This is a genomic window from Mucilaginibacter sp. McL0603 (genome assembly GCF_049992945.1).
GTDB lineage: Bacteria > Bacteroidota > Bacteroidia > Sphingobacteriales > Sphingobacteriaceae > Mucilaginibacter.
In genome coordinates this window covers 288,651-313,105 of sequence record NZ_CP188251.1, presented here as the reverse complement: position 1 = coordinate 313,105, position 24,455 = coordinate 288,651, and the positions used below count along the sequence as shown (strand labels likewise).

At 40.8% G+C, this 24,455-nt stretch carries 26 protein-coding genes; 12 read left to right on the top strand and 14 right to left on the bottom strand.

Annotated features, from left to right (window positions below; translation table 11 throughout):
* Positions 1-90 precede the first annotated feature (90 nt).
* From ACPPVU_RS01550 to ACPPVU_RS01525, 6 genes are all read left to right on the top strand, one after another.
* Positions 91-2,145, top strand: a complete 2,055-nt coding sequence (locus ACPPVU_RS01550) for a M13 family metallopeptidase (protein WP_426669930.1) — start codon at positions 91-93, stop codon at positions 2,143-2,145.
* Positions 2,146-2,158: 13 nt separating this feature from the next.
* Positions 2,159-2,812 carry a nicotinamide riboside transporter PnuC gene (gene pnuC, locus ACPPVU_RS01545; RefSeq protein ID WP_426669929.1) on the top strand — a complete coding sequence of 218 codons (654 nt, stop codon included), beginning with the start codon at positions 2,159-2,161 and terminating at the stop codon, positions 2,810-2,812.
* 65 nt (positions 2,813-2,877) lie between these two features.
* On the top strand, positions 2,878-3,504 hold the full coding sequence (locus tag ACPPVU_RS01540) for an AAA family ATPase (protein WP_426669928.1): 627 nt from the start codon (positions 2,878-2,880) through the stop codon (positions 3,502-3,504).
* Positions 3,505-3,622: 118 nt separating this feature from the next.
* A complete protein-coding gene (locus tag ACPPVU_RS01535; protein WP_426669927.1) occupies positions 3,623-4,198 on the top strand; it encodes an RNA polymerase sigma factor in 576 nt (191 codons plus the stop codon).
* Complete coding sequence (locus ACPPVU_RS01530; RefSeq protein WP_426669926.1) at positions 4,195-4,758, top strand: hypothetical protein; 564 nt, start codon at positions 4,195-4,197, stop codon at positions 4,756-4,758. Before ACPPVU_RS01535 ends, ACPPVU_RS01530 begins: the two co-directional genes overlap by 4 nt.
* Complete coding sequence (locus tag ACPPVU_RS01525) at positions 4,739-5,995, top strand: hypothetical protein (RefSeq protein ID WP_426669925.1); 1,257 nt, start codon at positions 4,739-4,741, stop codon at positions 5,993-5,995. Before ACPPVU_RS01530 ends, ACPPVU_RS01525 begins: the two co-directional genes overlap by 20 nt.
* Positions 5,996-6,122: 127 nt before the next feature.
* On the opposite strand, the gene ACPPVU_RS01520 is transcribed toward ACPPVU_RS01525, so the two are convergent.
* Positions 6,123-7,310, bottom strand: coding sequence for a class I SAM-dependent rRNA methyltransferase (locus ACPPVU_RS01520; protein WP_426669924.1), 1,188 nt, complete (start codon positions 7,308-7,310; stop codon positions 6,123-6,125).
* A 195-nt stretch (positions 7,311-7,505) separates the two neighbouring features.
* Between ACPPVU_RS01520 and efp the strand changes: the two genes are divergently transcribed.
* The 3 genes from efp (at position 7,506) to ACPPVU_RS01505 (ending at position 9,078) form a co-directional block, all read left to right on the top strand.
* Positions 7,506-8,069 carry an elongation factor P gene (efp, locus tag ACPPVU_RS01515; protein WP_426669923.1) on the top strand — a complete coding sequence of 188 codons (564 nt, stop codon included), beginning with the start codon at positions 7,506-7,508 and terminating at the stop codon, positions 8,067-8,069.
* A gap of 104 nt (positions 8,070-8,173) precedes the next feature.
* A complete protein-coding gene (locus ACPPVU_RS01510; RefSeq protein WP_426669922.1) occupies positions 8,174-8,806 on the top strand; it encodes a Crp/Fnr family transcriptional regulator in 633 nt (210 codons plus the stop codon).
* A gap of 101 nt (positions 8,807-8,907) precedes the next feature.
* Positions 8,908-9,078 carry a DUF1059 domain-containing protein gene (locus tag ACPPVU_RS01505; protein ID WP_426669921.1) on the top strand — a complete coding sequence of 57 codons (171 nt, stop codon included), beginning with the start codon at positions 8,908-8,910 and terminating at the stop codon, positions 9,076-9,078.
* A 45-nt stretch (positions 9,079-9,123) separates the two neighbouring features.
* On the opposite strand, the gene ACPPVU_RS01500 is transcribed toward ACPPVU_RS01505, so the two are convergent.
* The 4 genes from ACPPVU_RS01500 to ACPPVU_RS01485 all read right to left on the bottom strand — a co-directional run bounded on the left by ACPPVU_RS01500 (position 9,124) and on the right by ACPPVU_RS01485 (position 11,473).
* The gene (locus tag ACPPVU_RS01500) at positions 9,124-9,891 is read right to left on the bottom strand and encodes an exodeoxyribonuclease III (RefSeq protein WP_426669920.1); all 768 of its coding nucleotides are present in this window, start codon (positions 9,889-9,891) and stop codon (positions 9,124-9,126) included.
* Positions 9,892-10,006: 115 nt separating this feature from the next.
* Complete coding sequence (locus ACPPVU_RS01495; RefSeq protein ID WP_426669919.1) at positions 10,007-10,714, bottom strand: peptidylprolyl isomerase; 708 nt, start codon at positions 10,712-10,714, stop codon at positions 10,007-10,009.
* Between the two features lie 73 nt (positions 10,715-10,787).
* Positions 10,788-11,126, bottom strand: coding sequence for a hypothetical protein (locus ACPPVU_RS01490; protein ID WP_426669918.1), 339 nt, complete (start codon positions 11,124-11,126; stop codon positions 10,788-10,790).
* A 98-nt stretch (positions 11,127-11,224) separates the two neighbouring features.
* Positions 11,225-11,473, bottom strand: coding sequence for a hypothetical protein (locus tag ACPPVU_RS01485; protein ID WP_426669917.1), 249 nt, complete (start codon positions 11,471-11,473; stop codon positions 11,225-11,227).
* A 178-nt stretch (positions 11,474-11,651) separates the two neighbouring features.
* Here ACPPVU_RS01485 and ACPPVU_RS01480 point away from each other — a divergent pair, with 178 nt between their 5' ends.
* Positions 11,652-14,186 (top strand): TonB-dependent receptor, encoded by a 2,535-nt coding sequence (locus ACPPVU_RS01480; protein ID WP_426669916.1) that lies wholly within the window; start codon positions 11,652-11,654, stop codon positions 14,184-14,186.
* A gap of 178 nt (positions 14,187-14,364) precedes the next feature.
* Here ACPPVU_RS01480 and hisS read toward each other — a convergent pair whose 3' ends face one another.
* Complete coding sequence (gene hisS, locus ACPPVU_RS01475; protein ID WP_426669915.1) at positions 14,365-15,870, bottom strand: histidine--tRNA ligase; 1,506 nt, start codon at positions 15,868-15,870, stop codon at positions 14,365-14,367.
* Between the two features lie 118 nt (positions 15,871-15,988).
* On the opposite strand from hisS, the gene ACPPVU_RS01470 reads away from it, so the two are divergent.
* On the top strand, positions 15,989-16,489 hold the full coding sequence (locus ACPPVU_RS01470) for a GNAT family N-acetyltransferase (RefSeq protein ID WP_426669914.1): 501 nt from the start codon (positions 15,989-15,991) through the stop codon (positions 16,487-16,489).
* 21 nt (positions 16,490-16,510) lie between these two features.
* Here ACPPVU_RS01470 and ACPPVU_RS01465 read toward each other — a convergent pair whose 3' ends face one another.
* From ACPPVU_RS01465 to ACPPVU_RS01430, 8 genes are all read right to left on the bottom strand, one after another.
* The gene (locus tag ACPPVU_RS01465) at positions 16,511-16,654 is read right to left on the bottom strand and encodes a hypothetical protein (protein ID WP_426669913.1); all 144 of its coding nucleotides are present in this window, start codon (positions 16,652-16,654) and stop codon (positions 16,511-16,513) included.
* A 45-nt stretch (positions 16,655-16,699) separates the two neighbouring features.
* A complete protein-coding gene (locus tag ACPPVU_RS01460) occupies positions 16,700-17,143 on the bottom strand; it encodes a low molecular weight protein-tyrosine-phosphatase (RefSeq protein ID WP_426669912.1) in 444 nt (147 codons plus the stop codon).
* Positions 17,144-17,233: 90 nt separating this feature from the next.
* The gene (locus ACPPVU_RS01455) at positions 17,234-18,031 is read right to left on the bottom strand and encodes a S1/P1 nuclease (RefSeq protein ID WP_426669911.1); all 798 of its coding nucleotides are present in this window, start codon (positions 18,029-18,031) and stop codon (positions 17,234-17,236) included.
* Position 18,032: 1 nt separating this feature from the next.
* Positions 18,033-18,545: a fumarate hydratase gene (locus tag ACPPVU_RS01450; RefSeq protein ID WP_426669910.1), complete on the bottom strand. Its 513-nt coding sequence runs from the start codon at positions 18,543-18,545 to the stop codon at positions 18,033-18,035.
* A 128-nt stretch (positions 18,546-18,673) separates the two neighbouring features.
* Positions 18,674-20,071, bottom strand: coding sequence for a class II fumarate hydratase (gene fumC, locus ACPPVU_RS01445; protein WP_426669909.1), 1,398 nt, complete (start codon positions 20,069-20,071; stop codon positions 18,674-18,676).
* Positions 20,072-20,610: 539 nt separating this feature from the next.
* Positions 20,611-20,970 (bottom strand): hypothetical protein, encoded by a 360-nt coding sequence (locus ACPPVU_RS01440; protein ID WP_426669908.1) that lies wholly within the window; start codon positions 20,968-20,970, stop codon positions 20,611-20,613.
* Between the two features lie 3 nt (positions 20,971-20,973).
* Complete coding sequence (locus ACPPVU_RS01435; RefSeq protein WP_426669907.1) at positions 20,974-21,996, bottom strand: tetratricopeptide repeat protein; 1,023 nt, start codon at positions 21,994-21,996, stop codon at positions 20,974-20,976.
* Positions 21,997-22,025: 29 nt separating this feature from the next.
* Entirely contained in the window at positions 22,026-23,063 is a 1,038-nt protein-coding gene (locus ACPPVU_RS01430; protein ID WP_426669906.1) for a tetratricopeptide repeat protein, read from the bottom strand.
* 115 nt (positions 23,064-23,178) lie between these two features.
* Here ACPPVU_RS01430 and ACPPVU_RS01425 point away from each other — a divergent pair, with 115 nt between their 5' ends.
* Positions 23,179-24,408 carry a serine hydrolase domain-containing protein gene (locus ACPPVU_RS01425; protein WP_426669905.1) on the top strand — a complete coding sequence of 410 codons (1,230 nt, stop codon included), beginning with the start codon at positions 23,179-23,181 and terminating at the stop codon, positions 24,406-24,408.
* Positions 24,409-24,455 lie beyond the last annotated feature (47 nt).

Below are 24,455 nucleotides of genomic sequence, written 5' to 3'. Positions count from 1 at the left end.
ACCCCTGGATATCTGGATTCTCATATCATTTAAATAACAGGAAAAAGAGAGCAAAGATTTTTAATTAAGTTTGTTGCAAATAGCTTGTTCATGAAAAAAACAAACAAAAACTCACTTATCTATATGGCTGTGTTTGCAGCTTTTTCATTATGTGCTTATCAAACCAAAAAATTTACTGATAAGCCAAATGACCCGGTCTATAACAACCTGGACCAATCTGTAAGTCCCGGAGCGGATTTTTTTATGTATGCAAATGGAGGTTGGATAAAAAAGAACCCTATTCCGCCTGCCTATTCCAGCTGGGGCATTGGTAATGTGGTACAAGAAGAAATACGCGAAAGGCTAAAAAAGATCAACGAAGATGCATTAAAGGCAAATGCTACCGCTGGATCGGCTACGCAAAAGATCGGCGACTTTTATTATAGCGGTCTTGATAGCGCTGGCATCGAAAAATCTGGTTTAGCTCCGTTACAGAGCCAATTAAAACTGATCGATCAGATAAAGGACAAAAACGACATCCTGAATGCTGCAGCTTTGTTAACTTCAACCGGGACACGCAATATCATTGGCTCCCGCGTGGATCAGGATGATAAAAACAGCTCTAAGATGATGGTGCAGCTTGGTCAAACGGGCCTGGGACTGCCAAACCGGGATTATTACTTTAAAACTGATGCCCGTACCACCCGTATACGTAATGATTATACCGGTAAATATCTGCCAGCTATGCTGGCGTTATCCGGGTTGGACGATCAAAAAGCTGCTGACGAAGCAAAAAGTGTTTATAATATCGAAAAATTCCTGGCGGAGAATAGCCGCAAACTGGAAGATCTGCGCGATCCGTACAGCAATTATCACAAAATGCCTGTTGCTGAATTAAACAGCCTGACACCGGATATTGAGTGGAATGGCTTGTTTAAGCAATTGCAATATGCATCTGTTGATTCTGTTATAGTTGGTCAGCCTGAATATTATAAGGCAGTAAATAAAGCGCTAAGTACTTTTTCAATTGATGATTGGAAAGCATACCTGCGTTTTAAGCTGATCGGTTCTTATGCGCCTTATTTAAATAATGCAGTTGTTGAAGAGAATTTCCGTTTCGCTGGTAAGGTGATGCGCGGGCAAAAAGAGCAATTGCCACGTTGGAAAAGAGTATTAGATAATGAAAATGGCCTGATGGGTGAATTACTCGGGCAGTTATTTGTTAAAGAATATTTTTCTGAAAAGAGCAAGGAAAGATATGTAGCCATGGTAGAGGCCATCCGTGAATCCTATCGCGAGCATATTCAGAAACTGGACTGGATGAGCCCCGAAACTAAACAAAAGGCGCTTGAAAAATTAAATGCCATACATCCGAAAGTTGGATATCCTGATCAGTGGAAGGATTTTTCAGCATTGGTTATTAGTCGCGAATCTTACGCGGGTAATGTGATGAGCGCAAGGCATTGGGCGTATATGGTCAACGTAAATAAATTGGGTAAGCCGGTAGATCATAAAGAATGGAACATGTCGCCGCAAACTTATAACGCCAATTACAGTCCATCAAATAATGAGATCACGCTGCCTGCAGCGCAGTTTCTGATACCGGGTATAAAGGATGAAGAGGTAGATGATGCTGTAGCTTATGGCTATGTGGCTGCATCAACTATCGGTCACGAAATAACCCATGGGTTTGATGATGAGGGCCGTCAATACGACGTGCATGGAAATTTAAAAACCTGGTGGACTCCACAGGATTCGGTAAAATTTGCTCAGCGTGCACAAATGCTGGTTGATCAGTTTAACAGTTATGTTGTGTTGGACAGCCTGCATGTAAATGGTAAAGCTACACTTGGCGAAAACATTGCCGATCTGGGCGGTATTGTTTTAGGATTGGATGCTTTCAAAAAAACACAGCAATATAAAGAGGGGAAAAAGATCAATGGCCTTACGCCTCTGCAACGTTTCTTTTTAGGCTACTCCCTGGGTTGGTTGGGACACGAACGCGACGAGGTATTAGCTAATCAAATATTGACTGATGTACATGCACCCGGCTTTTTGCGCGTAAACGGACCGTTTAGTGATGTGCCTGAGTTTTATAAAGCCTTCAACATTAAAAAGGGCGATAAAATGTGGCTCGAACCGGATAAAAGGGTAAAGATCTGGTAAATCAGAATCTTTAATGACAATTGTAGAGACGCAAGGTATTGCGTCTCTACTTATATTTGGCCCCATGCAAATCATCCATGCCTTGCAAGATTGGTGGCAACATCAAACATGGCTCGAAATTATTGGTGTTATCACAGGCTTGCTCTGCGTTTACCTGGCTGCAAGAAACAACATCTGGAACTGGCCATTTGCTATTATCAGCGTAGGCATATACATTTTTATTTTCTTTAATAGTCGCTTGTATGCAGATATGGGTCTCCAATTCTATTTTATGGGAATGAATATTTATGGCTGGTATTATTGGAGCCATAAACCCGCCACTGAAAAGAAAATCCCGGTTTTGTGTATCACCAAAAAGGAAATTATTTTATCTGTAATAGCAATTGTAATTTTCACTGTTTTTCTGGGTTCCGTTTTAAAATATACTCCGGCATCATATCCTTATTTGGATAGCTTTTGTACAGCATGCAGCCTCGTGGCACAGGTATTTTTAGCCCGCAAGGTTTTAGAGAACTGGCTGATATGGGTATTTGTAGATATTATTTACGTAGGCGTTTATATTTTCAAGCATTTAGATTTGACTGCCGTAATGTATGCTATTTATGTAGCAATAGCAGTGTTTGGTTATATTGACTGGAAAAAAGAATATAAAAAACAATTAACGTGATATCGAATTTCGGATGTTCAATTTCGAATTTATTTATGCCAGGTAACAACTAAAACAATTTCAAAATGCCAAATTCCGAAATCGAAAATCCGAAACGGCAAAGCCCTCTTGAGCACCTTGAAAAAACAAACCAAGGCGAAAAATCCGAAATAATCAAAATCGCCATAGTAGGTCCCGAATCAACAGGTAAATCAACCATGTCTGCTTATCTTGCTGATCACTATAATACCGTTTGGGTGCCTGAATATGCTCGGGAGTATTGCGAAAAGCTAACCGAGCCGCCCACCTGGCAGGATGAGATCAACATGTTTTACGGACAAATAGCGCTCGAAGAAGAATATCTTCCCAAAGCCAATAAGCTGCTGATCTGTGATACTACCTTCATCACTGTAAAAATATGGAGCGATCATACCTTTGGCCGCTCACCACAGGAAGTTTTGGACGAGTTACCTAAACATCCATACGATCTTTACCTGCTGCTTAGCATCGACCTGCCCTGGGAGGATGATCCCCTACGCGATTTCCCTAATGACCGCGAACATTTTATGGATGTATGGTATAAGGAATTGAATGCACTTAATTCTAATTATGTATTGATATCCGGCACCGGGCAGGAAAGGTATGATAGCGCGGTGAAGGCTATTGATAATTTTTTGAAGTCGGAAGTCGGAAGTCGAAAGTCGGAAAATTAATCTTAAAATCAAAACTCCGATTTCAGGCCTCTGTCTTCCGACTTCCTTAATCCCAACAATTTCTTTACCTTAATTTAAGGTTTCGTGCAACGTTCAAAAAAACAGCGCGTCATATAATTTGAAAGCTGAAAATTTGGAATCCGTATACATTGATAAACATTATGACCTTGTGGTCGAGTGTAAGCGTGGCAGTAAAAAAGCCTGCTTCGAGCTTTACCGTTTGTATTCGAAAGCGATGCTAAACGTCGCCTTCCGGATAGTGGGCAGTATTGACGAAGCCGAAGATGTATTACAGGAAGCCTTTTTGGATGCCTTTAACCGTGTAAAGGATTTCCGTCAGGAAACCACCTTTGGTTTATGGCTGAAACAAATCGTTGTTCACCGGGCAATTAATTTGTTGCGCAAACGTAAACTAGAACTGGTTGAGCTGGGAGAGGACCAATTGGAGAATATTGCGGATGAGGAAAGTGAAAGCGATGAAGAAATCCAATATAAAGTGGTCCAGGTAAAAGAAGCCATAAAGGAATTACCGGATGGCTACCGGTTAGTAATATCGTTATACCTGCTTGAAGGGTATGACCATGAAGAAATAGGACAAATATTAAACATCTCAGAAAACACTTCGAGAACACAATTTTTGAGGGCTAAAAGAAAGTTGTATGAGATTTTAACAAAAAAGGGGATAACACCATGAGCAAGAGATTAGAAGATTTCATTAAAATGAATAAGGAAGAGTTTGATGACCTTGAACCGTCAGCAGATCTGTGGTCAAAAATTGAGAAACATCTGCCTGCAGAAGGTTCGGCTATAAATAAGCGCGAAGCAAAAACATTTTCGCTTAGCTTCGTTTTGCGGGTGGCAGCTTCGATAGTTGTGATAATGGGTATCAGTTTCGCTATATATCTGCATAACGAAAGAAATGATCGCGTTAATTATGCAGCCATTAACCCGGTATATGCCAAACAACGGATACAGTATACCTCAATGGTTCAATCAAAAAGAAAAGAATTAAAATCGATATCCAAATCAGACCCTGAATTATATAAAGAGTTCAGCGCTGAAATAGCACAAATGGATTCGACCTATAAAAGGCTTAATCGTGACCTGGTTAACAGTCCCAACCAGGAACGCGTTCTACGGGCCATGATACGTAACCTTCAGATACAAACCGAGGTGCTTAATCAGCAATTAGAAGTGATAGAGCAGCTTAAACAAACCAAACAGGAGCAAACCAATGACACTAAAAATATATAAACCGGTATTATTTATCGCCGCTATGCTGATCCTGGCTAAACCAGGATTTGCACAGGATGAGCCTGATACAGCCGGTACAAACGTTTACGATAGTAAAGCTTTTAATAAAAGCATGAAAGTGAAGGTGAAAACCAAACACCTTGAAATGGCCCTGGACAATCTGGGTGATGATCTGAATGCCAGCATCAACGGCATGCATTTAGAGAGGCTGGGCTCTATTATATCATCAAACGTAAATAATATTGTGCACAGTGTTACTGTCAGCATTGGCGATAATGATAGTGATGGTGAAGTCATGATTATACAGAGCGGCAGTGCAGAGGAAAAGATAAAAACTTACAGTAAAAGTTATTCTGTTGACGCCAATGACCGATTAGAGATTTCAAATAAATATGGCCGTGTAAACGTGAACACCTGGAACAAGAATGAGGTAAAGGTTGATGTGCAAATTAAGGGAGATGCCAGTGATAATGAGACTGCCCAGAAAATGATCGATGCTATCAGCATATCTGATAATAAAAGCGGCGATGTAGTATCTTTCAGTACCAATTTTGGCAACGGATCAAGCTCGATATGGAATAATTTATTCAATAATATGAATGACCATCATAAAGTAGAGGTGAATTATACCGTCTATATGCCGTCTACTATGTCACTATCTTTGAGTAACAAATACGGCGCTGTCGTGTTACCAAGCCTGAGCGGTAAAGTAAGCATTGATAATTCTTATGGTTCATTAACTGCAAAAGCACTCACTAATACTTCAAACGAGTTTAATGTTCGCTATTATGAAGTGAATATTGAGGAATTAGCTGGTGGAAGTATCAACCTGGGTTATGGCTCATTAAAATTGGGTAATGTAGGCAGATTAGAGGCAAATGTATCCTATGCGCCTATTGATATAGGTAAACTCACCACATCGGGCAGTATTAATGCGAAATATGGAGGTGGGATAAAGATCAACGAGATCAGCAAAGGATTAAAAAGTTTAGATATCAACGGAAAATATTCCAGCGTAAACATCGGTCTGCGGGGTGATGAGAGCTTTGATTTTGATATAACCGTTAGGTATGGCAGCTTTAATTATGATGATAACCGGCTTAAAGTAACCAGCAAATCACCTGATGATTCAAAAGGTTTCCATCCAACCAAAAGCTACAGGGGCTATATGGGTAATAGTAACTCCAACAATAAGATCACCATCAACAGCACTTACCAGAGCGTGAAAATAGAGTAGCTTTATTAAGAACCAAGATTATAGAATCAGGAGTCGAGACAGGAAGAATAAAATCAGACTCCATTTGTCTTACATTTTTTGACCGGCGTTTCCTGATTCTTGGTTTTTACTCCTGATTCTTTTACCGCTAATAAACGCGGCAAAGTAATCCTTTCAGATACTCCCCTTCCGGAAAAGATGCCCTAACCGGATGATCCTCGGGTTGACAAAACTGGTAAATAAACTGTACTTCCTTACCCGCATCCAGTGCGGCCCAAGCCAGTACCTGTTTAAAATTGTCAATATCCATCGCGCCCGAGCAGGAAAAAGTAGCCAGCAAACCGCCGCTATTGAGCAGCAACATACCCATACGGTTCAAGTCCTTATAAGCCCGTGATGCTTTATCCAACGCAGAACGCGATGGGGCATATTTGGGTGGATCAAGCACGACGATATCAAATTTTTCACCCTGCTCGCGTAATGCCCGCAGTTGTTTGTTTACATCTGATTGAATGGCGGTATGTTTAGATGCATCCAGCTTGTTTAATTGAATGTTTTCTTTCAATGTTTCAATTGCCAATGCCGAACTATCCACACTGGTTACTGACGATGCGCCATTTTTTAAAGCATTTAATGTAAAGCCACCTGTATAGCTAAAGCAGTCCAGTAGCTTTTTGTCTTTTGCATGCAAAGCAGTGATCAGCCGGTTATCGCGTTGATCGCAATAAAACCCGGATTTTTGTCCTTCGGCGATGTTGATGCCATAGGTAACATTATTCTCCAGCACTTTTACTATTTCGGGCGGATGCTCACCGGCCAATACCTGGTTGATGGTCTCCAAACCCTCGTGAGCGCGTGACGAGGCATCGCTCTTATCAAAAATACCCTTAGGCTGTAAGAGTTTTTGCAGCTCATCAATAATTACAGGCATCATCTTTTCGATACCCGAGGTAAGTATTTGCACAGCCAAGTAATCAGCATATTTGTCCACTATCAATCCCGGCAGGTAATCCGCTTCGCTAAAAATAAGTCGGCAGGTATTTGTTTTACCATCTTCCAATAAACTACTGCGACTTGCCACTGCTACTGCTACTTTCCTACGGAACCAATCTTCATTAATTTCAACGCTTTCGTCCCATTCAAGCAAACGCAAGGCCACGCGTGATTGGTCGTTATAAAAACCATAGGCCATAAAAGCGCCTTTATCGTTTAGCAATCTTACTATCTCTCCATTGACTGGCTTACCTTTCACTTTTTCAATAGCACCTGAAAATAACCAGGGGTGACGCTGAAGAACCGCTTTTTCTTTACCTTTTTTTAATATCACATCCACCATGCTGCAAAGGTAGTTATTTGGTTGAGACCAAAAGTCGGGAAGTCCGGAAGTCGGAAAGTAAGAAAAAAAACTTACGGACTTGCGGACTTAAGCGGACTTCCCGACTAACAATAACCTGTAAATCAATCATTCCTTTAATCGTGTTCTTGTTTCTTTGCTTGTAAGTGGCTAAGTTTGCGCCTCAATAAAATTTTTATGTCTAAAGCATCAGAAATAAAGAATGGCAATATCCTTCGCTTTAATGGCGAATTATTGCAGGTAGAGGAGTTTTTGCACCGTACACCCGGAAACCTTCGTGCTTTTTACCAGGCACGTATGCGTAATGTAAAAACAGGCAAACTGGTTGAATACCGTTTTCGTACTGACGAAGATGTAACTATAGCACGTGTGGAGACTAATGATTATCAATACCTGTATGAAGACGGTAACGACCTGGTAATTATGGACAATACCACTTATGAGCAACATAATGTTCCAAAAATATTGTTTGGAAGTGCTGTTAAGTTTTTAAAAGAAGGCATGAATGTGATTGTAGCTTTTGAAAGCGACGAGCCTATAATGGGACAAATACCAGGTTCTGCCGAATTAGAGATCACTTATACCGAGCCTGCTGTGGCCGGTAATACCTCAAGCGGTGCATTAAAAAATGCAACCGTTGAAACCGGTGCTGAAATTAAAGTTCCTCTGTTCATCAACATTGGTGATAAAGTGAAGGTAGATACTGCTACGGGTGCATATGTAGAGCGCGTAAAAGCATAATTAGCAATAAAACTAACAAAAGCACAAAAGCTCCTGTTTCCAGGAGCTTTTTTTATGTAATTAATTGTAAATTAGATCAATGATAGTTAGTCGTTTGATCCATTATGACAAACACAGCCGATCTTCTGAAAAAACTACCTTTCTTTACCGAGCCGGGATTTAAGGAAGAATTACTGCAGCACGGACAATTACTTTCATTTAAAAAGGGCGATATCATTGTTCGCGACGGGCAATATGTAAAATTTCTTCCTATCGTACTTAAAGGAGCCATCAGGGTTTTTCAACAAAGTGAGAACAGGGAGATATTGCTTTATTATGTAAGGGCAGAGGAGACCTGTACCATGTCGCTTGCCGCTGCTTATTTTAATAATAAAAGCACTTCGCATGGTGTGGTGACTGAGCCCACGGAAGTATTAATATTTCCAGCCAGCCTGATCGACCAGTGGCAATTAAAATACCCATCATGGAACAGGTACGTAATGCAGATGTTCAGGACCAGGTACGATCAGTTGATCAACTCATTCCAGGGCGTGGCGTTTGAAAATATTGATACACGCGTTATGGAATATTTGAAAGAAGCTGCAAGTAAGGAAAACGGAAAGTGTATAAATCTTTCACACCAGCAACTGGCTGACGAGTTAGGTACCACAAGAGTAGTAATATCCCGGATTCTGAAAGATTATGAGCATCAGAATAAAATCAAACTATTCCGCGGGCATATAGAGTTAGTTTCCTGAAAATATTTTTTGCTTGTGTATCATTTGATACCGTTCTGATATTTAGCAGTTTATAATTTTGTCTTATAAATAATTATTAAACTTAAAAATCAGGCAAAATTATGAAGACATTACATTGCGCAGATGCCGGTTTTGATTGCGAGGCCGTAATTCATGCAGAAACAGACGAAGAAATTTTAACCCAGGCCGCCGAACATGCAAAGATCGTTCATGGGCTTTCTGTCACACCCGAGTTAGCAGAACAGATAAAAGGGTTAATCAAAGAAGAATAACTTGTTTTAGAATTGACAACTTTTAGAAAGTTGTCAATTCTTTGGCTAAAACTCCAATTCCAACAAAACAGGGCAATGGTCCGAATGCTTTGCTTCCGGTAAAATCGCTGCCCTTTTAATATTTTCTTCCAATTCTTTACTTGCCATCGTATAATCAATACGCCAGCCCAGGTTCTTGGCGCGTGAGTTTGCGCGGAAACTCCACCAGGTATAGTTATGTGGTTCTTTGTTAAGATGCCTGAAAGTATCTATAAAGCCCGACTCAATAAAGTTCTCCATCCACTCGCGCTCTTCGGGCAGGAAGCCGGATGAATTGGCATTTGATTTAGGGTTATGGATATCAATAGGGCGGTGACAAATATTATAATCTCCGCATACTACCAATTTTGGATAGTCCACTTTTAGCAGGGTAAGGTATTTGCCAAACTCATCCAGAAAGCGATATTTAAATATCTGCCGGTCATCACCACTTGAACCTGAGGGGAAATAAACGCTCATTACCGATACCTCATCAAAATCAACCCGGATGCATCTTCCTTCCCTGTCAAAATCGGCTATTCCGCAACCGTATTCAACATGCTTTGGTAGTTGTTTGGTGAAGATGGCCGTTCCGCTATAGCCCTTCTTTTCAGCCGGGAACCAGTAATGCTGGTAGCCCATTGCATCAACCAAACCTAAGTCGGTCAATACATCCGGGGTGGCTTTTATTTCCTGCAGGCAAACCACGTCGGCATCAGTAGCTTGTAGCCAGGCCAGCCAGTTTTTGTTGATTGCAGAACGTATTCCATTAACGTTATAGGTGATGATCTTCATTTGTGTTGAATATCGAATAATGAATTTTGAATATCGAATGTCGAAGTAAAATGTTTTATGAATTATTTCATCATTCAAAATTCGGTGTTCGATGTTCGTTATTATTTAAGGAAATTTATTGTTCTAATCCCAGCAATTTATCCAATTCCTTGCATTCACTTTTACTCAGCAGCTCCACAGTCATCGGCACATCTGCAACCGGGCGGTCACGCTCATCCTTCTTAACCGCAGCAATACGGTCTACCATATCTAAACCTGTTATTACCTCTCCGTACACAGTATAGCTCTGATCCAGTTGCGGAGTTCCTCCAACGGTTTCGTACCATTCCCTTTGCCATGCAGGGAACTTATGGCCATGCATTCTTTCTGCTTTTTCCAGCGTATCCAGTTTGCCTTCGGTGTAACGTTTACCCTCGACAATATAAAACTGGCAACCGCTGGATGCTTTCTTCGGATTATCATCTCTTGCTGCGGCCAATACTCCGCGCTTATGAAAAATGCTATCCTTAAATTCAGCCGGAACAGTATAACCAACATCTCCATTACCTAACTCAGCACCCGGAGTTGCTTTTTTAGGATCTTTTGAATCCGGATCACCACCCTGTATCATAAAATTCTGGATCACTCTGTGAAATAGTGTTCCATTGTAAAATCCCTTTTTGGCCAGCTTAATAAAGTTATCCCTATGCTGCGGGGTTTCATTATATAGCCGGATGATACATTCGCCATAACTGGTTTTTATCCTTACGTATTGATTTTTAGGCCCTTTGGCAAAGGCAGTAACAGTGAGTAATAAGAATGCGATTGTAAATAGTCTTTTCATACTTTTAAATTGAATTAGCTTTTTTCTAAATTTTTCGTATTTATAAAATGCGCAGGTGAGTATTGTGCTACACCTACATATTCTCAAAATAATTAATGATAAGGGATTTCATCACCATTTCCTGTTCCAGCAAAGTATAATTGGGTATGGTTTGTACCAGCTTCCAATGCGGCCAGCCGTCCTGATCAAGACCTTCCAGCTCGTAAAAGCCCATTTGGCTGAACAATTTACAGGTAGCAATATGCATTAACTCTTCCTTTTGGCGTTTGCTGAATTTTTTTGGCCCTTGCCCCAACTCCTGCACTCCAATCAAAAACAGCATCACTTTTATATCGGGTGTGTCGGTATCAAAATCGGTTGATATTTGTTTTTGCAGTGCGGCCCATTTCAAATTAATTTCAGCAGGTTTCATTCGCCAAAGATACATTGCGCCGGCAATTAAAAGAATCTGCTAAATATGCAATACAACGATATTGTTACGATGGGATGGCGTTTTATAATTGTGTTTGACTATTTTTGCAGCAAGGCATAATTATTGTCCGATCTCAATAAAGCTGTTTGAAAAAGAGTAAACGACATATCATTTACACCTGGATTGTTCTGATCTGCTTTGTGGCAGGACAGGTGATGGTATCTGCTCACCAGCATTTGATAAAATACCATACCCATCAAACAGCCCAAAACCAGCAAACGGTAACAGAAAAGTGTCAGTTGTGCGATGTTATGCATCACAACAGCATGACTATTTCTGCGCATCATTATTTTATTCCGCTGGTTTCTTCAGATCATTTCTACAAACAGGGTAAATATGATTTTATCAGCATTGCCCTTGTTCTCGCTTCCGGGCGCGCTCCCCCACTTTCATAATAAATAAGTGACCTCTTCCAATTAACAACTGCTGTTACCGGCGGTATTATTAGATCTTAAAATTATTATTATGAAATTGAAGCTATTTTGCTTTTCCTTACTATTTATAAATTTCGCGTCGTTCTCAAATGCCGCAATCAGACATAAAACCGATGCTGAAGATGTGATCAGCACATTAACAGGTACAATTACCGATAAAGCCGATGGTAAGCCAATACCCGGTGCCACTATATCTGTTCCCGATCTACGTAAAGGCACTGTATCCGATGCTAATGGAAAATACATTATCAACCAGTTACCAAAAGGGATTTACCTGGTGCAGGTTAGTTTTATTGGTTATGGAACATTTAATCAAAGAGTTGATTTTTCAAAAACCACGCAATTAAATGTCCAGTTACAGGCCTCATCAATTGAAGCTGCCGAAGTAGTTATCACTGGGGTAAGCAAAGCCACCGAGATAAAAAGAGACCCCGTGCCCATGGCGGCCATAAGCAAAACTTATATAGACCAGCATTCAGCTTCCACAAATGTGATTGACGAAATTGCTAACCTGCCGGGCATCAGTGCCGTTACCACCGGACCAAATGTTTCCAAACCTTTCATACATGGTTTAGGTTACAACAGGGTAGTCACTTTACAGGATGGTATACGCCAGGAAGGTCAGCAATGGGGTGATGAACACGGGATAGAGGTGGACCAAAATTCCATCGACCGTGTTGAAGTGATCAAAGGTCCTGCGAGTTTAAGTTATGGGTCTGATGCTATTGGCGGTGTGGTTAACCTGCTTTCGCCAACACCTGTTCCTGAGGGTAAAATACTAGGCTCGTTTTCGGGCAATTATGGTACAAATAATAATTTGTTAAGCAGCTCTTTCCGCTTACAAGGCAATAATAATGGCTTGGTATGGGGAACTATTATATCAGCCAAAGAAGCTAAAGATTATCAAAACGAGCATGATGGCAGGGTATACGGAACCGGTTTCCAGGAGAAGGATGCACGGGTAATGGTTGGTTTAAATAAATCATGGGGTTATTCTTATCTGAATGCCTCTGTTTTTGATGACGAACAGGAAATACCCGATGGCAGCCGTGATTCTTTGACGCGTAAATTCACACAACAGATCAGTGATGCGGATACTTATCGGCCTATTGTACCTGAGTCAGTTTTAAACTCATACAGCATTACACCACTGCACCAGCATGTTCAGCTTTACCGTATTTATGATAACAGTAACTTCATCTTAGGCAACGGCAACCTGATAGTGAACCTGGGTTACGAATTTAGCCACAGGCGTGAATATACCCATCCAACCGAACCTGATATTGCCGGACTGAACCTGCATCTAAGTACTTATACTTACGATATAAAGTATAATTATATTTTGGGTAACGATTTTGAAACTACGGTTGGTGTAAACGGGCAATACCAAAATAATACTATAGGTGATGCTACCGATTTCCCGATACCTGCCTATCATCAGTTTGATATTGGGCCGTTCTTCATCATAAAAAAGACTTTTGGAAAATTAGATCTGGAAGGTGGCGCCCGTTATGACAGCCGCTCATTTAGCGGACAGGCAGCTTATCTTGATACTTCCAAAGCATTTTACCCATCGCTTTATACCGGGGCAAACCCAACTACAGCACCAAATGTAGTTCAACAATTTAGCGCATTGAATAAAACGTTCACAGGCGCTACAGGAAGTTTTGGTGCAACTTACAATTTCACTGATGCTTTCCTGCTAAAGGGTAACATTGCACGCGGTTTCAGGGCCCCAAGTATAGCAGAATTATCTGCCAACGGTGCTGATCCGGGTTCGCAGATATACCATGTAGGTAACAGTAATTTTAAGCCCGAATTTAACGTACAGGCAGACGTTGGTGCTTTTTTGACCCTGCCTAATGTTTCAGCCAGTGTCGAACTTTATAGTAATAACATACAGAACTATATTTTCCAGGAGCAAATACTGAATGCAAATGGCAACCCCGAGCGTGTTAATCCTGATGGTTCGTCTAATCCCAATGGCCAATATAGTAAGTTTACTTACGTTCAAAGCAAAGCCCGCATCAACGGCGGCGAGTTTAACTTAGATATTCACCCTCTTTCATGGCTGCATTTCGAGAACTCATTGAGCCTGACTTATGGCACCAATCTGGGCACGGGTGGTAAAGTCCCTGACAGTTTGAAATATCTGCCATTTATACCACCACTGCATACCCATTCTGAATTACGCGGAACTTTCGCCAAAGGGTTCGGTATTTTCAGAAATACTTATGCCTTTGCGGGGTTTGATCATTATTCTGCGCAGGATCATTATTTCTCTGCTTATGGTACAGAAACATATACTGCAGGATATAATTTGATAAGTGCAGGGATAGGCGGCAACATCGTTAATGCTGCAGGAAATCCTATCCTGAAAATATTTATTGAGGGTACTAACCTGGGTAATGTAAATTACCAGTCGAACATGAGCCGGTTGAAATATTTTGATAACCCAACCGTGCCGCCAGGTGTGCAACCCGGTATCTTTAACATGGGCCGCAATATCAGCTTTAAGGTAATTGTGCCGTTTGATTTGTCACCGCACACAAAGACTAACGGATAATTATTCATTCCCCCCATAGAGACGCGATGCACGTCGCGTCTCTACCTAAAAAACCTGTCATTGCGATGAACGGCCGGAGCGGTGAAGAAGCAATCGCGAACTATGCATTTTTGCTCTGTATAGTATGGGATTGCTTCGTCGCCCTTCCACGCCAACTGCCACGCTCCTCGCAATGACATTATTTTTTTAACCGACTAACGATCTCGTCCGCATTCAATTTCTCCTGCAAACCACTTGTCATATCCTTAAAGGATAACAACCCGCTTTGCATCTCATCACTACCGATCACAATAGTATAAGGGATCTGCTTGTTATTAGCATACTCCATTTGTTTCTTGATCTTGGCACCAGCAGGGTATAATTCTGTATTGATATTTTTATCCCGCAATTGTTGTAACAGGGGGAGCGCATAAGTTTCGCCCTCTTTATCAAAGCAGCAAATAAGTACTTGCGTACTTTGGTTAGTTGCTGTCGGGAAAAGGTTAAGCTCGTCCAGTACATCATAGATGCGGTCAGCACCAAAGGATATACCAACACCAGTAAGGCCCTTCAACCCAAACATGCCTGTAAGATCATCATACCTGCCGCCACCTCCGATGCTGCCCATAGCTACTTCGTTCGTCTTCACTTCGAAAATAGCGCCGGTATAGTAGTTCAATCCGCGGGCTAAAGTAATATCCAGTTCCAGTTTGGCAGTTTTAAGTTTACACTTAGCGATGTAATCTAAAACGGTTTGTATCTCATCGCAGCCTTTTAATCCTATCTCTGAAATTTTTAATGCCACACGCAGACTGGCCAGTTTTTCCTCATTAGAGCCCTGCAGTAGTATAACAGGCTTTATTTTCTCAATATCTGCCTGTGTAAAGCCTCTTTCCAATAGTTCTTTTATCACTCCGTCAAGCCCGATTTTATCCAATTTATCAATAGCGACAGTCAGATCAATGATGTTATCGTTTTTATCTATAGTTTCAGCTATCCCAGATAGTATTTTTCTATTATTAATTTTTATTGTGAAGTCTTTTAAGCCCAATTTGCCTAAAGCCTCATCATAGATCATTACAAATTCGGCCTCGTTGAGTAAAGAATCAGAGCCTACCACATCCGCATCACACTGATAAAACTCGCGGTAACGCCCACGCTGTGGCCTATCAGCACGCCAAACCGGCTGCACCTGGAAACGTTTGAACGGGAATGTGATCTCGTTCTGGTGCATTACTACGTAGCGGGCGAAAGGAACGGTGAGATCATAGCGGAGGGCTTTTTCGGAAATCTCGGTAGCTAATGTATTGGGAGCAATTAAATCAAGTATTTGCTGCTTTGCTTTTTCAATATCAAAATTCCACATACCAGCAGCTTCATTCATAGTCATGATAGTAGAATCACGTTTCTCTTTACTCTCTGCCTGCTGGATTCCCAATAATATATCTAAAGTGTCTATGATTCGTTTTCTCGTAGAAATAGTAAAGTCACCTGAATCAATTATCTTAAATATCAACTTATCCCCCTCATCCCCATATTTACCCATCAAAGTACTCAAATTCTCCATCGAAGGCGTCTCGATCTGTTGATAACCATATTTGCGGAAAACACCTTTAATGGTATCAAAAATATAGTTGCGTTTAGCCATTTCGGCCGGTGAAAAGTCGCGTGTGCCTTTAGGGACAGATGGTTTGATGGATGCCATAGCCGCAAAGGTAACACGATTTGATAAATTTTATGGCTATCGGCCGAATGTATTAAAAATCATGTAAATCCTTTAATCCATAAAATCATGGTTCAGACAAATAATATAAATTTGCTTCATGCACATTATCGCCCAGACCCCAGATTTCGTAATCCGAAATTTTACAGCCGAAGAAGAAGATGCGTACATGGCGCTATTCGATGATGAACAGGTTACACAACACCTCCCATACAGGACCAGGCAAGAGCACATCAAAATATTCAAACAAGTTTTGGATGATTATGCAGAAAATAAGGCATTAGGTCGCTGGGGCATATTCAATAACGTTGATGATGATTTTATGGGCTTCTGTTTGCTTAGAAACTACGAGGATGAGGAGGGCAAAGTAGAACTGGGCTACGCAATGCACAAAAAATACTGGGGTAAGGGCCTAGCCAGCGAAATGGCCACCATTATGGTTGGTTACGCATTAACCCACACCGATGCAAAAGAAATTGTAGGAATAACTACATTAGGGAATATCGGATCGCAAAAAGTATTAGAAAAAGCCGGACTGGTGCGCGAAAATAATTTTATGAAAGAAGGGAAGGAGTTGGCTTATTTCAGGTTGAAAAGGTAGATCAGGTAGTATAAAAAGTGTCTATTCTTCATTTAGTAACTTATCCAACTGTTCTTCAGTAAGCCCGTTACTTTCGGCCTTTTTACCAATTTTCTCTAAGAATTGCCAAAAATCATCTTCTGTCTTGGCAGATATGTCATCTACTTCAACAAGTATTCTGTCCATATTCAATTGGCATTTCTTATCAAATAGAATCATAATAAATATTGACTACTGCTTTTCTCGTAGAACCCTGATTATCTCCTTACACCCCTTCTCTATCAATTGAAACACCGGCTCAAACAAAGTATCGTCATAATAGGGATCAGGTACCTCCTTATCGCCCAACAACAGTTTTACTTTAGCAGCAGCCTGCGCATCAGGCGCCATAGCCAATACATCCGAGCGGTTATTTTTGTCCATCACCAGTATGTGGTCAAACTCATGAAAGTCACTTCTTCTGAATTGCCTGCATACTTGTTTACTGATATCGATACCATGATTACGTGCCGCGCGGGTCGACCGCCTGTCCGGTCCTTCACCCACATGCCAGTTTCCTGTCCCGGCCGAATCGATCTGCCAATCCAGGCCATTCTCATCAGCAAGGTTCTGCATAATACCCTCCGCCAGCGGTGAACGGCAAATATTGCCCAGGCAAACCATTAGAATCTTCATTTGAGTTGATTTAGTGAGTGGTTGATTGGGTTGATTAAGTTATTTCAATCGTTCCATAACTTAATCAACCACTTAACTTAATAAACTCAATCAACCGAATATCTGATTCAAAATCCCCGCCAGGCGGACACCTGCTTTTAACAGCTGTTGATTAACCGTCTCGATGTGGTTGAAATTGTATTTGTAACCACTCAGTGAATCGCCGTTCTTTACTTCGTCGTATATTTTTCCGGCTATCTGGCTCGATTCAAAAAGCCATTCGCTGATAGGTGCTTTCTGCCATTTGGCGCGTTCAGCAGCTGTTGTATGATTAATCCAGGTTGTATACTCTGTATAACTTAATTGCTGAAATTCTATTATCTGCGAATCCCAAACCGAGTGCAGATTAGTTGGATTGTTAAACCAGGTTAGTTTAATATCATTACCACCCTTATCATCAGTATGACCAACGTGCAAAGGCTGGTGTACATCCTCCACAATGTGGATCAGCATACGCAGGTAAAGCAATTTATTCTCTTTGCTCAGGTCTTTCTTTTTTAATTCGCCTATCAGAAAATTCAGCTTGGTATACGCATCCACTTTGGTGTCCTGGTCTAAGTATTCTTTTAGTTCAGGATAAGTATAGCTTTTATCCAGATCGATATAATGCCAGCTTGACAAATAGCTAAAATTTGGATCAGATTTTATAAAATCGGCCCAGTTGCTGCTGATGGCAATAGTTTCGTTACCTAATATGGCTTTTATGGCCGCGCGAGCTTTTGGCGTTAAATAACTGTCGGCAATTTGTCCGGCCACACGGTGACCTTCGGTCCCCCATGCCATAGATTGCAGCGGAGCATAAATAATAGCAATGCCAAGGACCAGTTTTTTTAATAAGTTCAGTTTCATATTACAATGGTTTTGGGTTACAGGTAGTATGTTTAGTTAAATGTGCATTAATGGGTATAACGCTGGATGTACTTGAAAATTGAATAAGCGAATCCGTTTTTTTGCTGACCAGGAACAACTCTTCATAAATGCCCGAGCGGAAACAACCGCCTTCTTGTTTAAGAGTATAATCAGCATTGCAAAACTGTCCCCTCATGTGTAGCGTATCACTCATCTGCTGGTAGCTGCCCCTTACATATTCAGACCAATGGCCCGACCGCATACAGGTATCAGCGCCATTATTTACTTTGCTGAATGAGTTGATCTGCAGAAAAAAAGAATCACAGCTAAACCTGAAATGATAAATAGAATATTGCAGCAATTGCTTCTCATTTGAAACGGAATCCTGCCGCCACTCACCTTGCAAATACACTTCACCCTTACCCTGCATATTAGGATTGGGTTTACATGATGCCAGGCCGAAGACCACTAATAAGGTGAAAGCTAAAAGGTGAAAGCCGAAAGGTTTTTGCATCGAATATTTTAGTACTTATTGTCATGTTGAGCGATAGCGAAACATCTTCTTCGTCATGCATCTCCGCTCTGTATGTTACAGAAGATTCTTCACTATCGTTCAGAATGACAAAATTATTGAATGGCCTTTTATTTCAAACTTCCGATCATGTCTTCCGGACGAACCCATTGGTCAAACTGCTCATTGGTCAAATAACCTAAACTGATAGCAGCCTCGCGTAGTGAAGAGTTCTCTTTAAGGGCCGTCTTGGCAATTTTTGCAGCTTTTTCATAACCGATATGCGGGTTAAGTGCAGTTACCAGCATCAATGAGTTTTCCAGATGCTTTTTGATGCCCTCATAATTCGGCTCGATACCTTTGGCGCAATGATCATTAAATGACATGCAGGCATCCCCAATTAGACGTGCCGATTGCAAAAAGTTGGCTGCCATTACCGGCTTGAACACATTTAGTTCGTAATGGCCGTTGGAGCCGCCGATAGAAATAGTAACATCATTACCCATTACCTGTGCAGCCACCATGGTCACTGCTTCGTTTTGGGTTGGATTAACCTTACCCGGCATAATAGATGACCCCGGCTCATTATCCGGAATATGTATCTCGCCAATACCCGAACGCGGGCCCGAAGCCAACATACGGATATCGTTAGCTATTTTCATTAATGATACTGCAATCTGTTTTAATGCACCGTGGCTCTCCACAATAGCATCATGCGCAGCCAAAGCCTCAAACTTATTTTCAGCAGTACGGAAAGGCAGGTTAGTGAATTTGGCGATGTATTCAGCCACTTTAACATCATATCCTTTCGGTGTGTTGATACCTGTACCAACAGCTGTACCACCCAGTGCCAATTCTGACAGGTGATCCAATGTATTTCTTAATGCTTTTAAGCCATGATCCAATTGTGATACGTAGCCCGAAAATTCCTGCCCCAAAGTAAGCGGCGTAGCATCCATCAAATGGGTACGACCGATCTTAACCACTCCTTTAAAAGCCTCTGATTTAGCTTTCAGTGTATCGCGCAATTTCTCAATGCCCGGTATAGTAACATCCATCACCATTTTATAGGCGGCGATATGCATGGCAGTAGGGTAGGTATCATTTGATGACTGCGATTTGTTCACATCATCATTTGGGTGGATAAAAGTTGTTCCTTCGCCCAGTTTGCTACCTTTCAATACATGAGAACGGTTGGCAACTACCTCATTCACATTCATGTTAGATTGCGTGCCCGAACCTGTTTGCCAGATCACCAGCGGAAATTCAGTAGAAAGTTTGCCGGCTAATATCTCATCGCAAACCAGTGCAATAAGATCGCGCTTTTCGGCAGGTAAAACGCCCAGGTCAGTATTGGTATATGCAGCAGCCTTTTTCAGATAAGCAAAAGCAGCAATGATCTCCTTCGGCATAGATGCCTCCGGACCAATTTTAAAATTATTACGTGAACGTTCGGTTTGTGCTCCCCAGTATTTATCGGCAGGCACTTGTACCTCGCCCATGGTATCGTGTTCAGTTCTGAAACTCATGCTGTTTGTAATGAATTATTTTGCGGGCAAAGTTAGGGTTTTATATGAAGTAGGGGAATGGGAATAGTAATATTATTGTTGTTTTCAGGCCAAAAATAGTCTATAGCTATATATCAAAGAAAGAACAACAAGAAATAAAATACATCGGTATAATAAGGGTTTGTAAGCAGCTGATTTGTAATTGACCAGGCATAAAATTAGCACTATTCCTAACACGCTATAACTAATAATTCCATAAAATTTCCAATACGGCCAGTGAAACAAGCAAAATATGCAGCTGATAATAGTTAAACTAAATGCAAGCCCTGCGACTACTCGGCTCACAGTCGGTGCCGTGGTTTCGGCAAATAGCCAAAATGCTCCGTAGAAATAAAGCATTGCAAGCAACATTCCGCTAAGCGAAGTGATTATTCCCATGTAAGGGATTTTGAAAAATGTAAATATTCCGAACATTACAAAGAGTATTAAAGGAATAAATTCCAGAAGTAGTTTTTTGTTCATGTAATAGTTAAGGTTTAAGTTAGAACGCGTGTACAATATTAATCTTTTTTCTTCCCTTTAGTAGTTGGCTTCAGCTTTAATGAGCTCGCATACTGATAACTCAAATCAAAAAAATATTTCATCTCATCAATATTCTGCAAAAGGCTATCCGGCACGGTTACATATTCCTTTTGGATAATGCCATAAGCATATACCAAGGAAGTCTTATATTTTTCAAGAAAAGCTTCCCGGTCATCTTTCCCTAACCGAAGTGCCAAAAAACCCCCTTTGGATAAATAGCTGTACATATTGCCATTCAAAGACGTATAAGGAACCTTTAGCACGGCTTCGGGATGATTATCGACAAGTTTGCGATAGTATTTGAGCCTTTCCCCGATAGAAATATTTTGATCCCCCATTATTTAAAAGCCCCTTTTTGTTAATGAGACCCATTTTTCCAGATCTTTAAGTTCATCATCGTGCCTCTTAAACCAAGCTGTATTTTCGTCTTTATACATACTTAAACTAATATAACGGACAAATGCAGGCATGCTTTTTGAAATCGACAGCTTTTGGAAATATTTTGCATAATAATTTGAAAAGAACGGGGTTTCCAATTTATCCGATTGCTCGCCAATTATCTGAAAAACTGACGTTAATTGAAGTGTCAAAGAATCAGCAGGGCTTATATTCTTTTTATTATCACATGCAGTTACAACTGCCATTTGCATACCTAAATTTATTGAATTCAAATCAGTAGAAGGAACATTAACCGTTATACTTTTTTCGCCGGTTTTTGTGATGCCATAGTTCAATATATTTTTAATATAAGCTAAAGCTTCGGCTGATCTTTTGCTCCGGGGCTCCAGTAGTAAAAAGCTATTCCAGCCCAATAATGAGCAGGCTCGTTTACCCTCCTTATAGGTAGCCATTGCATATACCCTTTGGCTACTGGCATGTTTCGGATCAAGTTTAATGGCATTAATTGCAGAAACTTCAGCATCTGTAAATTTCCCCTGTCTGTAGTAGGTGATAGCCAGGTTAAAATGCAATCGTTGATAGCTGCTATCCGCTTTTATACCTTGTTTAAAATAGTCTATAGCTTTATCGGGGTCTTTAAGGTCATCATAAATACTTCCAAGCAAATCAAACGCGCCAGCTGATTGAGGATTTAATGCAACTACCTTGATAAGGTAAGGAATCGCCTCTTTTCCCTTTCCAGAGCTAAAAAGAGTAAATCCCATTTCGTAATATGCACTTTCGTATCTGGAATCGATTTTTATAGCTTGGTTATATTTGTCAATAGCTTCATCATATTTACCAGAGTCGTTTAAAGCTACACCTTCTTTGACAAGTCTTTTCGCATCACCATTGATTTGTGAAAAGACTTTTGTTCCGATAAATAAGAATAAAATAATAAGTGATAATTTGTGATAAGGTTTCATGCATTAAAACTAATAAGATTTATCAAATCTTAAAAATCTCTCTGCCTTGTCGCTACCCAATTATTCAATTCTTTTACCAGTTGATCATTATCGCTCATCCATTTGTTGTATTCATCATTATTGGCACTTGCACTAACCAGCCGTGTAAACGCGGGCATATTATTGGTTTGGGCCAGCTTATAGAAATAATCAACATAAAACTTGTCAAAAAAGCTTTTATCGGTTTTCTTTTCAGTTAACTCTCCGGCTATCATAAATATGTGTTTAAATTCATATTCTAACAGCTCCATTCCTGCCAGCTTTTTTTTCTGGGCCGATAAAACAATCATGGAGATACTCAAATTCAACGTTTCATTATCCTGGTCACCTTTTGGAGATATTATAATCGTATTCCGGCCACTGGCGTCCTTAAGTACACCGCCCTGTAAAATATGCTGGATGTTATTATAAGCCTCGGCCGAGCGCGGACCCTGCGGTTCCAGTATCAAAAAATTACAAAACCCCATTAAGGCATTAACCCGCTTGTTTTGATGAAAGGTTACCAATGCATACATCCGCTGACTGCTGGCATGTTTTGGATCGAGTTTGATCGCCTCGATTGCACTTGCCTCAGCCTCGGCATATTGTTTATTTCTGAATTGGGCTATTCCCAAATTATAATACAGGCGCTGATATTTAGGATTTACTGCTATCCCTTTTTTATAGGCTTCTATTGCTTGAGCGCTTTTATGATCCTGATCATATATACTGCCCAAAAGATCATAAGATGAGGCGATTAAAGACGGATTAGTGCTAGCCTTTATGGCCTTTTCAATGTATGAAACCGCTTCGTTGCCTTTTCCCGATGCAAATAGAGAGAAGGCCATTTGGTAACATGCCTGACTGTTATCAGGATCTATTTTTAGTGCTTCATTGTATTTCTCTATCGCACCGGCATAATTGCCCTGATCGTTAAGCTGCACACCTTGTTTGATCAGATCAGGAACCGGGCTATTGTCCTGTGCCCTGGCCGAAAATGAAATGCTGCCTATGGCGACAATAAATAGGGTCTTGTGAAAAAAGTTCATGTACTAAAAATATGTAAACGTTGTTAACTAAAAGAACGAAATGTGTAAAACTTTAATTCCATGACGGTATATATTTTCCAATTTTCGCGTTTCTTCAAGTGATTTAGAATAAGATATGAGATTAGTGATAAAAAAACTCCTGATAATTTCCGCACCATTGCTTTTGCTAATGTCCTGCGGAAACAACAATAAAACCAGCCCAACAAATACTGCCTCTGCCGCAAGTCCAAAATATAGTAGCAAACCCTTTGATCCTGCCGCGCTTTTAAAGTATGATCCAAAGGATGCGGATAAGCGGATAGATCAATTCTTTCATAAATTACACGAAAAAAGTGCCTTTAATGGTAATATACTGGTAGCCAAACATGGTAAAATAATATATGAGAACGCCCTGGGCTGGGCCAATCACCTTACACGTGACAGCCTGAAGATCAACTCACAATTCCAGTTAGCATCGGTTACCAAAACCATGACCTCCACCGCAATTATGCAACTAATGGAGCGCGGTAAACTCAAATTGAACCAGGATGTAAAAGACTTTTTCCCAAACTTCCCTTATGATGGTGTTACTATCAAACTATTGCTAACACATCGCTCGGGAATGATGAACTATGTATATTTTATTGATGATATTTATCGCAAGGAGCATCGCAACCAACGCAAGGGCCTTACCAATGCCGAAGCGATGGACATGATCGCCCAATACAAGCCTACGCCATTCAATAAGCCCGATAAACGCTTTTTGTATAATAACTCCAATTTTATGGTATTGGGTTCAATCATAGAAAAAGTGAGCGGCATGAGCTATGCTGATTATGTGAAAGAAAATATTTTTAAACCCGCCGGCATGTCCCATACAGCAGTTTACTCAAAAGCTGTTTATGATAAGATCCCGGCTGATGTGATTGGCCACGACCGTAACAGCTGGAGATATTCTGTAGCTCCTAATTTTTTGGACGGACCAGTAGGCGACAAAGGTGTCTACAGCACTGTAGGCGATCTTTACCTGTTCGACCAGGCATTAAGAGCAGGTATGCTGATCAAACCCGCTACTCAAGATTCTGCATATACTCCCCGCAACCCAATGATACGGGGACATTTTAACTACGGCTATGGATGGAGACTTTTTGAAGCTCCCGGTCAAATGGTGGTTTATCACACCGGCTGGTGGCACGGTTTCAGGCATATTTTTGTGCGCGATCTAAAAAATGACGTAACAATTGTATTGCTCGGCAACTTGGTTAACGGAAGCTTACTACATTTGGACGATCTTTTCAAGCTGGAAGGCATGCCCATTATTCGCAAAGGTGCCTATAATGGTAATGGCGATACGGCGGAAGATTAGTTTCTTTGGTTGATTGAGTTAAATAGTTGATTTGGTTGAATAGGTTT

Coding starts and splice junctions, on each gene's coding strand:
- ACPPVU_RS01550 (WP_426669930.1), top strand. CDS start 91: ATGAAAAAAACAAACAAAAACTCACTTATCTATATGGCTGTGTTTGCA.
- pnuC (WP_426669929.1), top strand. CDS start 2,159: ATGACAATTGTAGAGACGCAAGGTATTGCGTCTCTACTTATATTTGGC.
- ACPPVU_RS01540 (WP_426669928.1), top strand. CDS start 2,878: ATGCCAAATTCCGAAATCGAAAATCCGAAACGGCAAAGCCCTCTTGAG.
- ACPPVU_RS01530 (WP_426669926.1), top strand. CDS start 4,195: ATGAGCAAGAGATTAGAAGATTTCATTAAAATGAATAAGGAAGAGTTT.
- ACPPVU_RS01525 (WP_426669925.1), top strand. CDS start 4,739: ATGACACTAAAAATATATAAACCGGTATTATTTATCGCCGCTATGCTG.
- ACPPVU_RS01520 (WP_426669924.1), bottom strand. CDS start 7,310: ATGGTGGATGTGATATTAAAAAAAGGTAAAGAAAAAGCGGTTCTTCAG.
- efp (WP_426669923.1), top strand. CDS start 7,506: ATGTCTAAAGCATCAGAAATAAAGAATGGCAATATCCTTCGCTTTAAT.
- ACPPVU_RS01510 (WP_426669922.1), top strand. CDS start 8,174: ATGACAAACACAGCCGATCTTCTGAAAAAACTACCTTTCTTTACCGAG.
- ACPPVU_RS01505 (WP_426669921.1), top strand. CDS start 8,908: ATGAAGACATTACATTGCGCAGATGCCGGTTTTGATTGCGAGGCCGTA.
- ACPPVU_RS01500 (WP_426669920.1), bottom strand. CDS start 9,891: ATGAAGATCATCACCTATAACGTTAATGGAATACGTTCTGCAATCAAC.
- ACPPVU_RS01495 (WP_426669919.1), bottom strand. CDS start 10,714: ATGAAAAGACTATTTACAATCGCATTCTTATTACTCACTGTTACTGCC.
- ACPPVU_RS01490 (WP_426669918.1), bottom strand. CDS start 11,126: ATGAAACCTGCTGAAATTAATTTGAAATGGGCCGCACTGCAAAAACAA.
- ACPPVU_RS01485 (WP_426669917.1), bottom strand. CDS start 11,473: ATGATGCGCAGAAATAGTCATGCTGTTGTGATGCATAACATCGCACAA.
- ACPPVU_RS01480 (WP_426669916.1), top strand. CDS start 11,652: ATGAAATTGAAGCTATTTTGCTTTTCCTTACTATTTATAAATTTCGCG.
- hisS (WP_426669915.1), bottom strand. CDS start 15,870: ATGGCATCCATCAAACCATCTGTCCCTAAAGGCACACGCGACTTTTCA.
- ACPPVU_RS01470 (WP_426669914.1), top strand. CDS start 15,989: ATGCACATTATCGCCCAGACCCCAGATTTCGTAATCCGAAATTTTACA.
- ACPPVU_RS01465 (WP_426669913.1), bottom strand. CDS start 16,654: ATGGACAGAATACTTGTTGAAGTAGATGACATATCTGCCAAGACAGAA.
- ACPPVU_RS01460 (WP_426669912.1), bottom strand. CDS start 17,143: ATGAAGATTCTAATGGTTTGCCTGGGCAATATTTGCCGTTCACCGCTG.
- ACPPVU_RS01455 (WP_426669911.1), bottom strand. CDS start 18,031: ATGAAACTGAACTTATTAAAAAAACTGGTCCTTGGCATTGCTATTATT.
- ACPPVU_RS01450 (WP_426669910.1), bottom strand. CDS start 18,545: ATGCAAAAACCTTTCGGCTTTCACCTTTTAGCTTTCACCTTATTAGTG.
- fumC (WP_426669909.1), bottom strand. CDS start 20,071: ATGAGTTTCAGAACTGAACACGATACCATGGGCGAGGTACAAGTGCCT.
- ACPPVU_RS01440 (WP_426669908.1), bottom strand. CDS start 20,970: ATGGGGGATCAAAATATTTCTATCGGGGAAAGGCTCAAATACTATCGC.
- ACPPVU_RS01435 (WP_426669907.1), bottom strand. CDS start 21,996: ATGAAACCTTATCACAAATTATCACTTATTATTTTATTCTTATTTATC.
- ACPPVU_RS01430 (WP_426669906.1), bottom strand. CDS start 23,063: ATGAACTTTTTTCACAAGACCCTATTTATTGTCGCCATAGGCAGCATT.
- ACPPVU_RS01425 (WP_426669905.1), top strand. CDS start 23,179: ATGAGATTAGTGATAAAAAAACTCCTGATAATTTCCGCACCATTGCTT.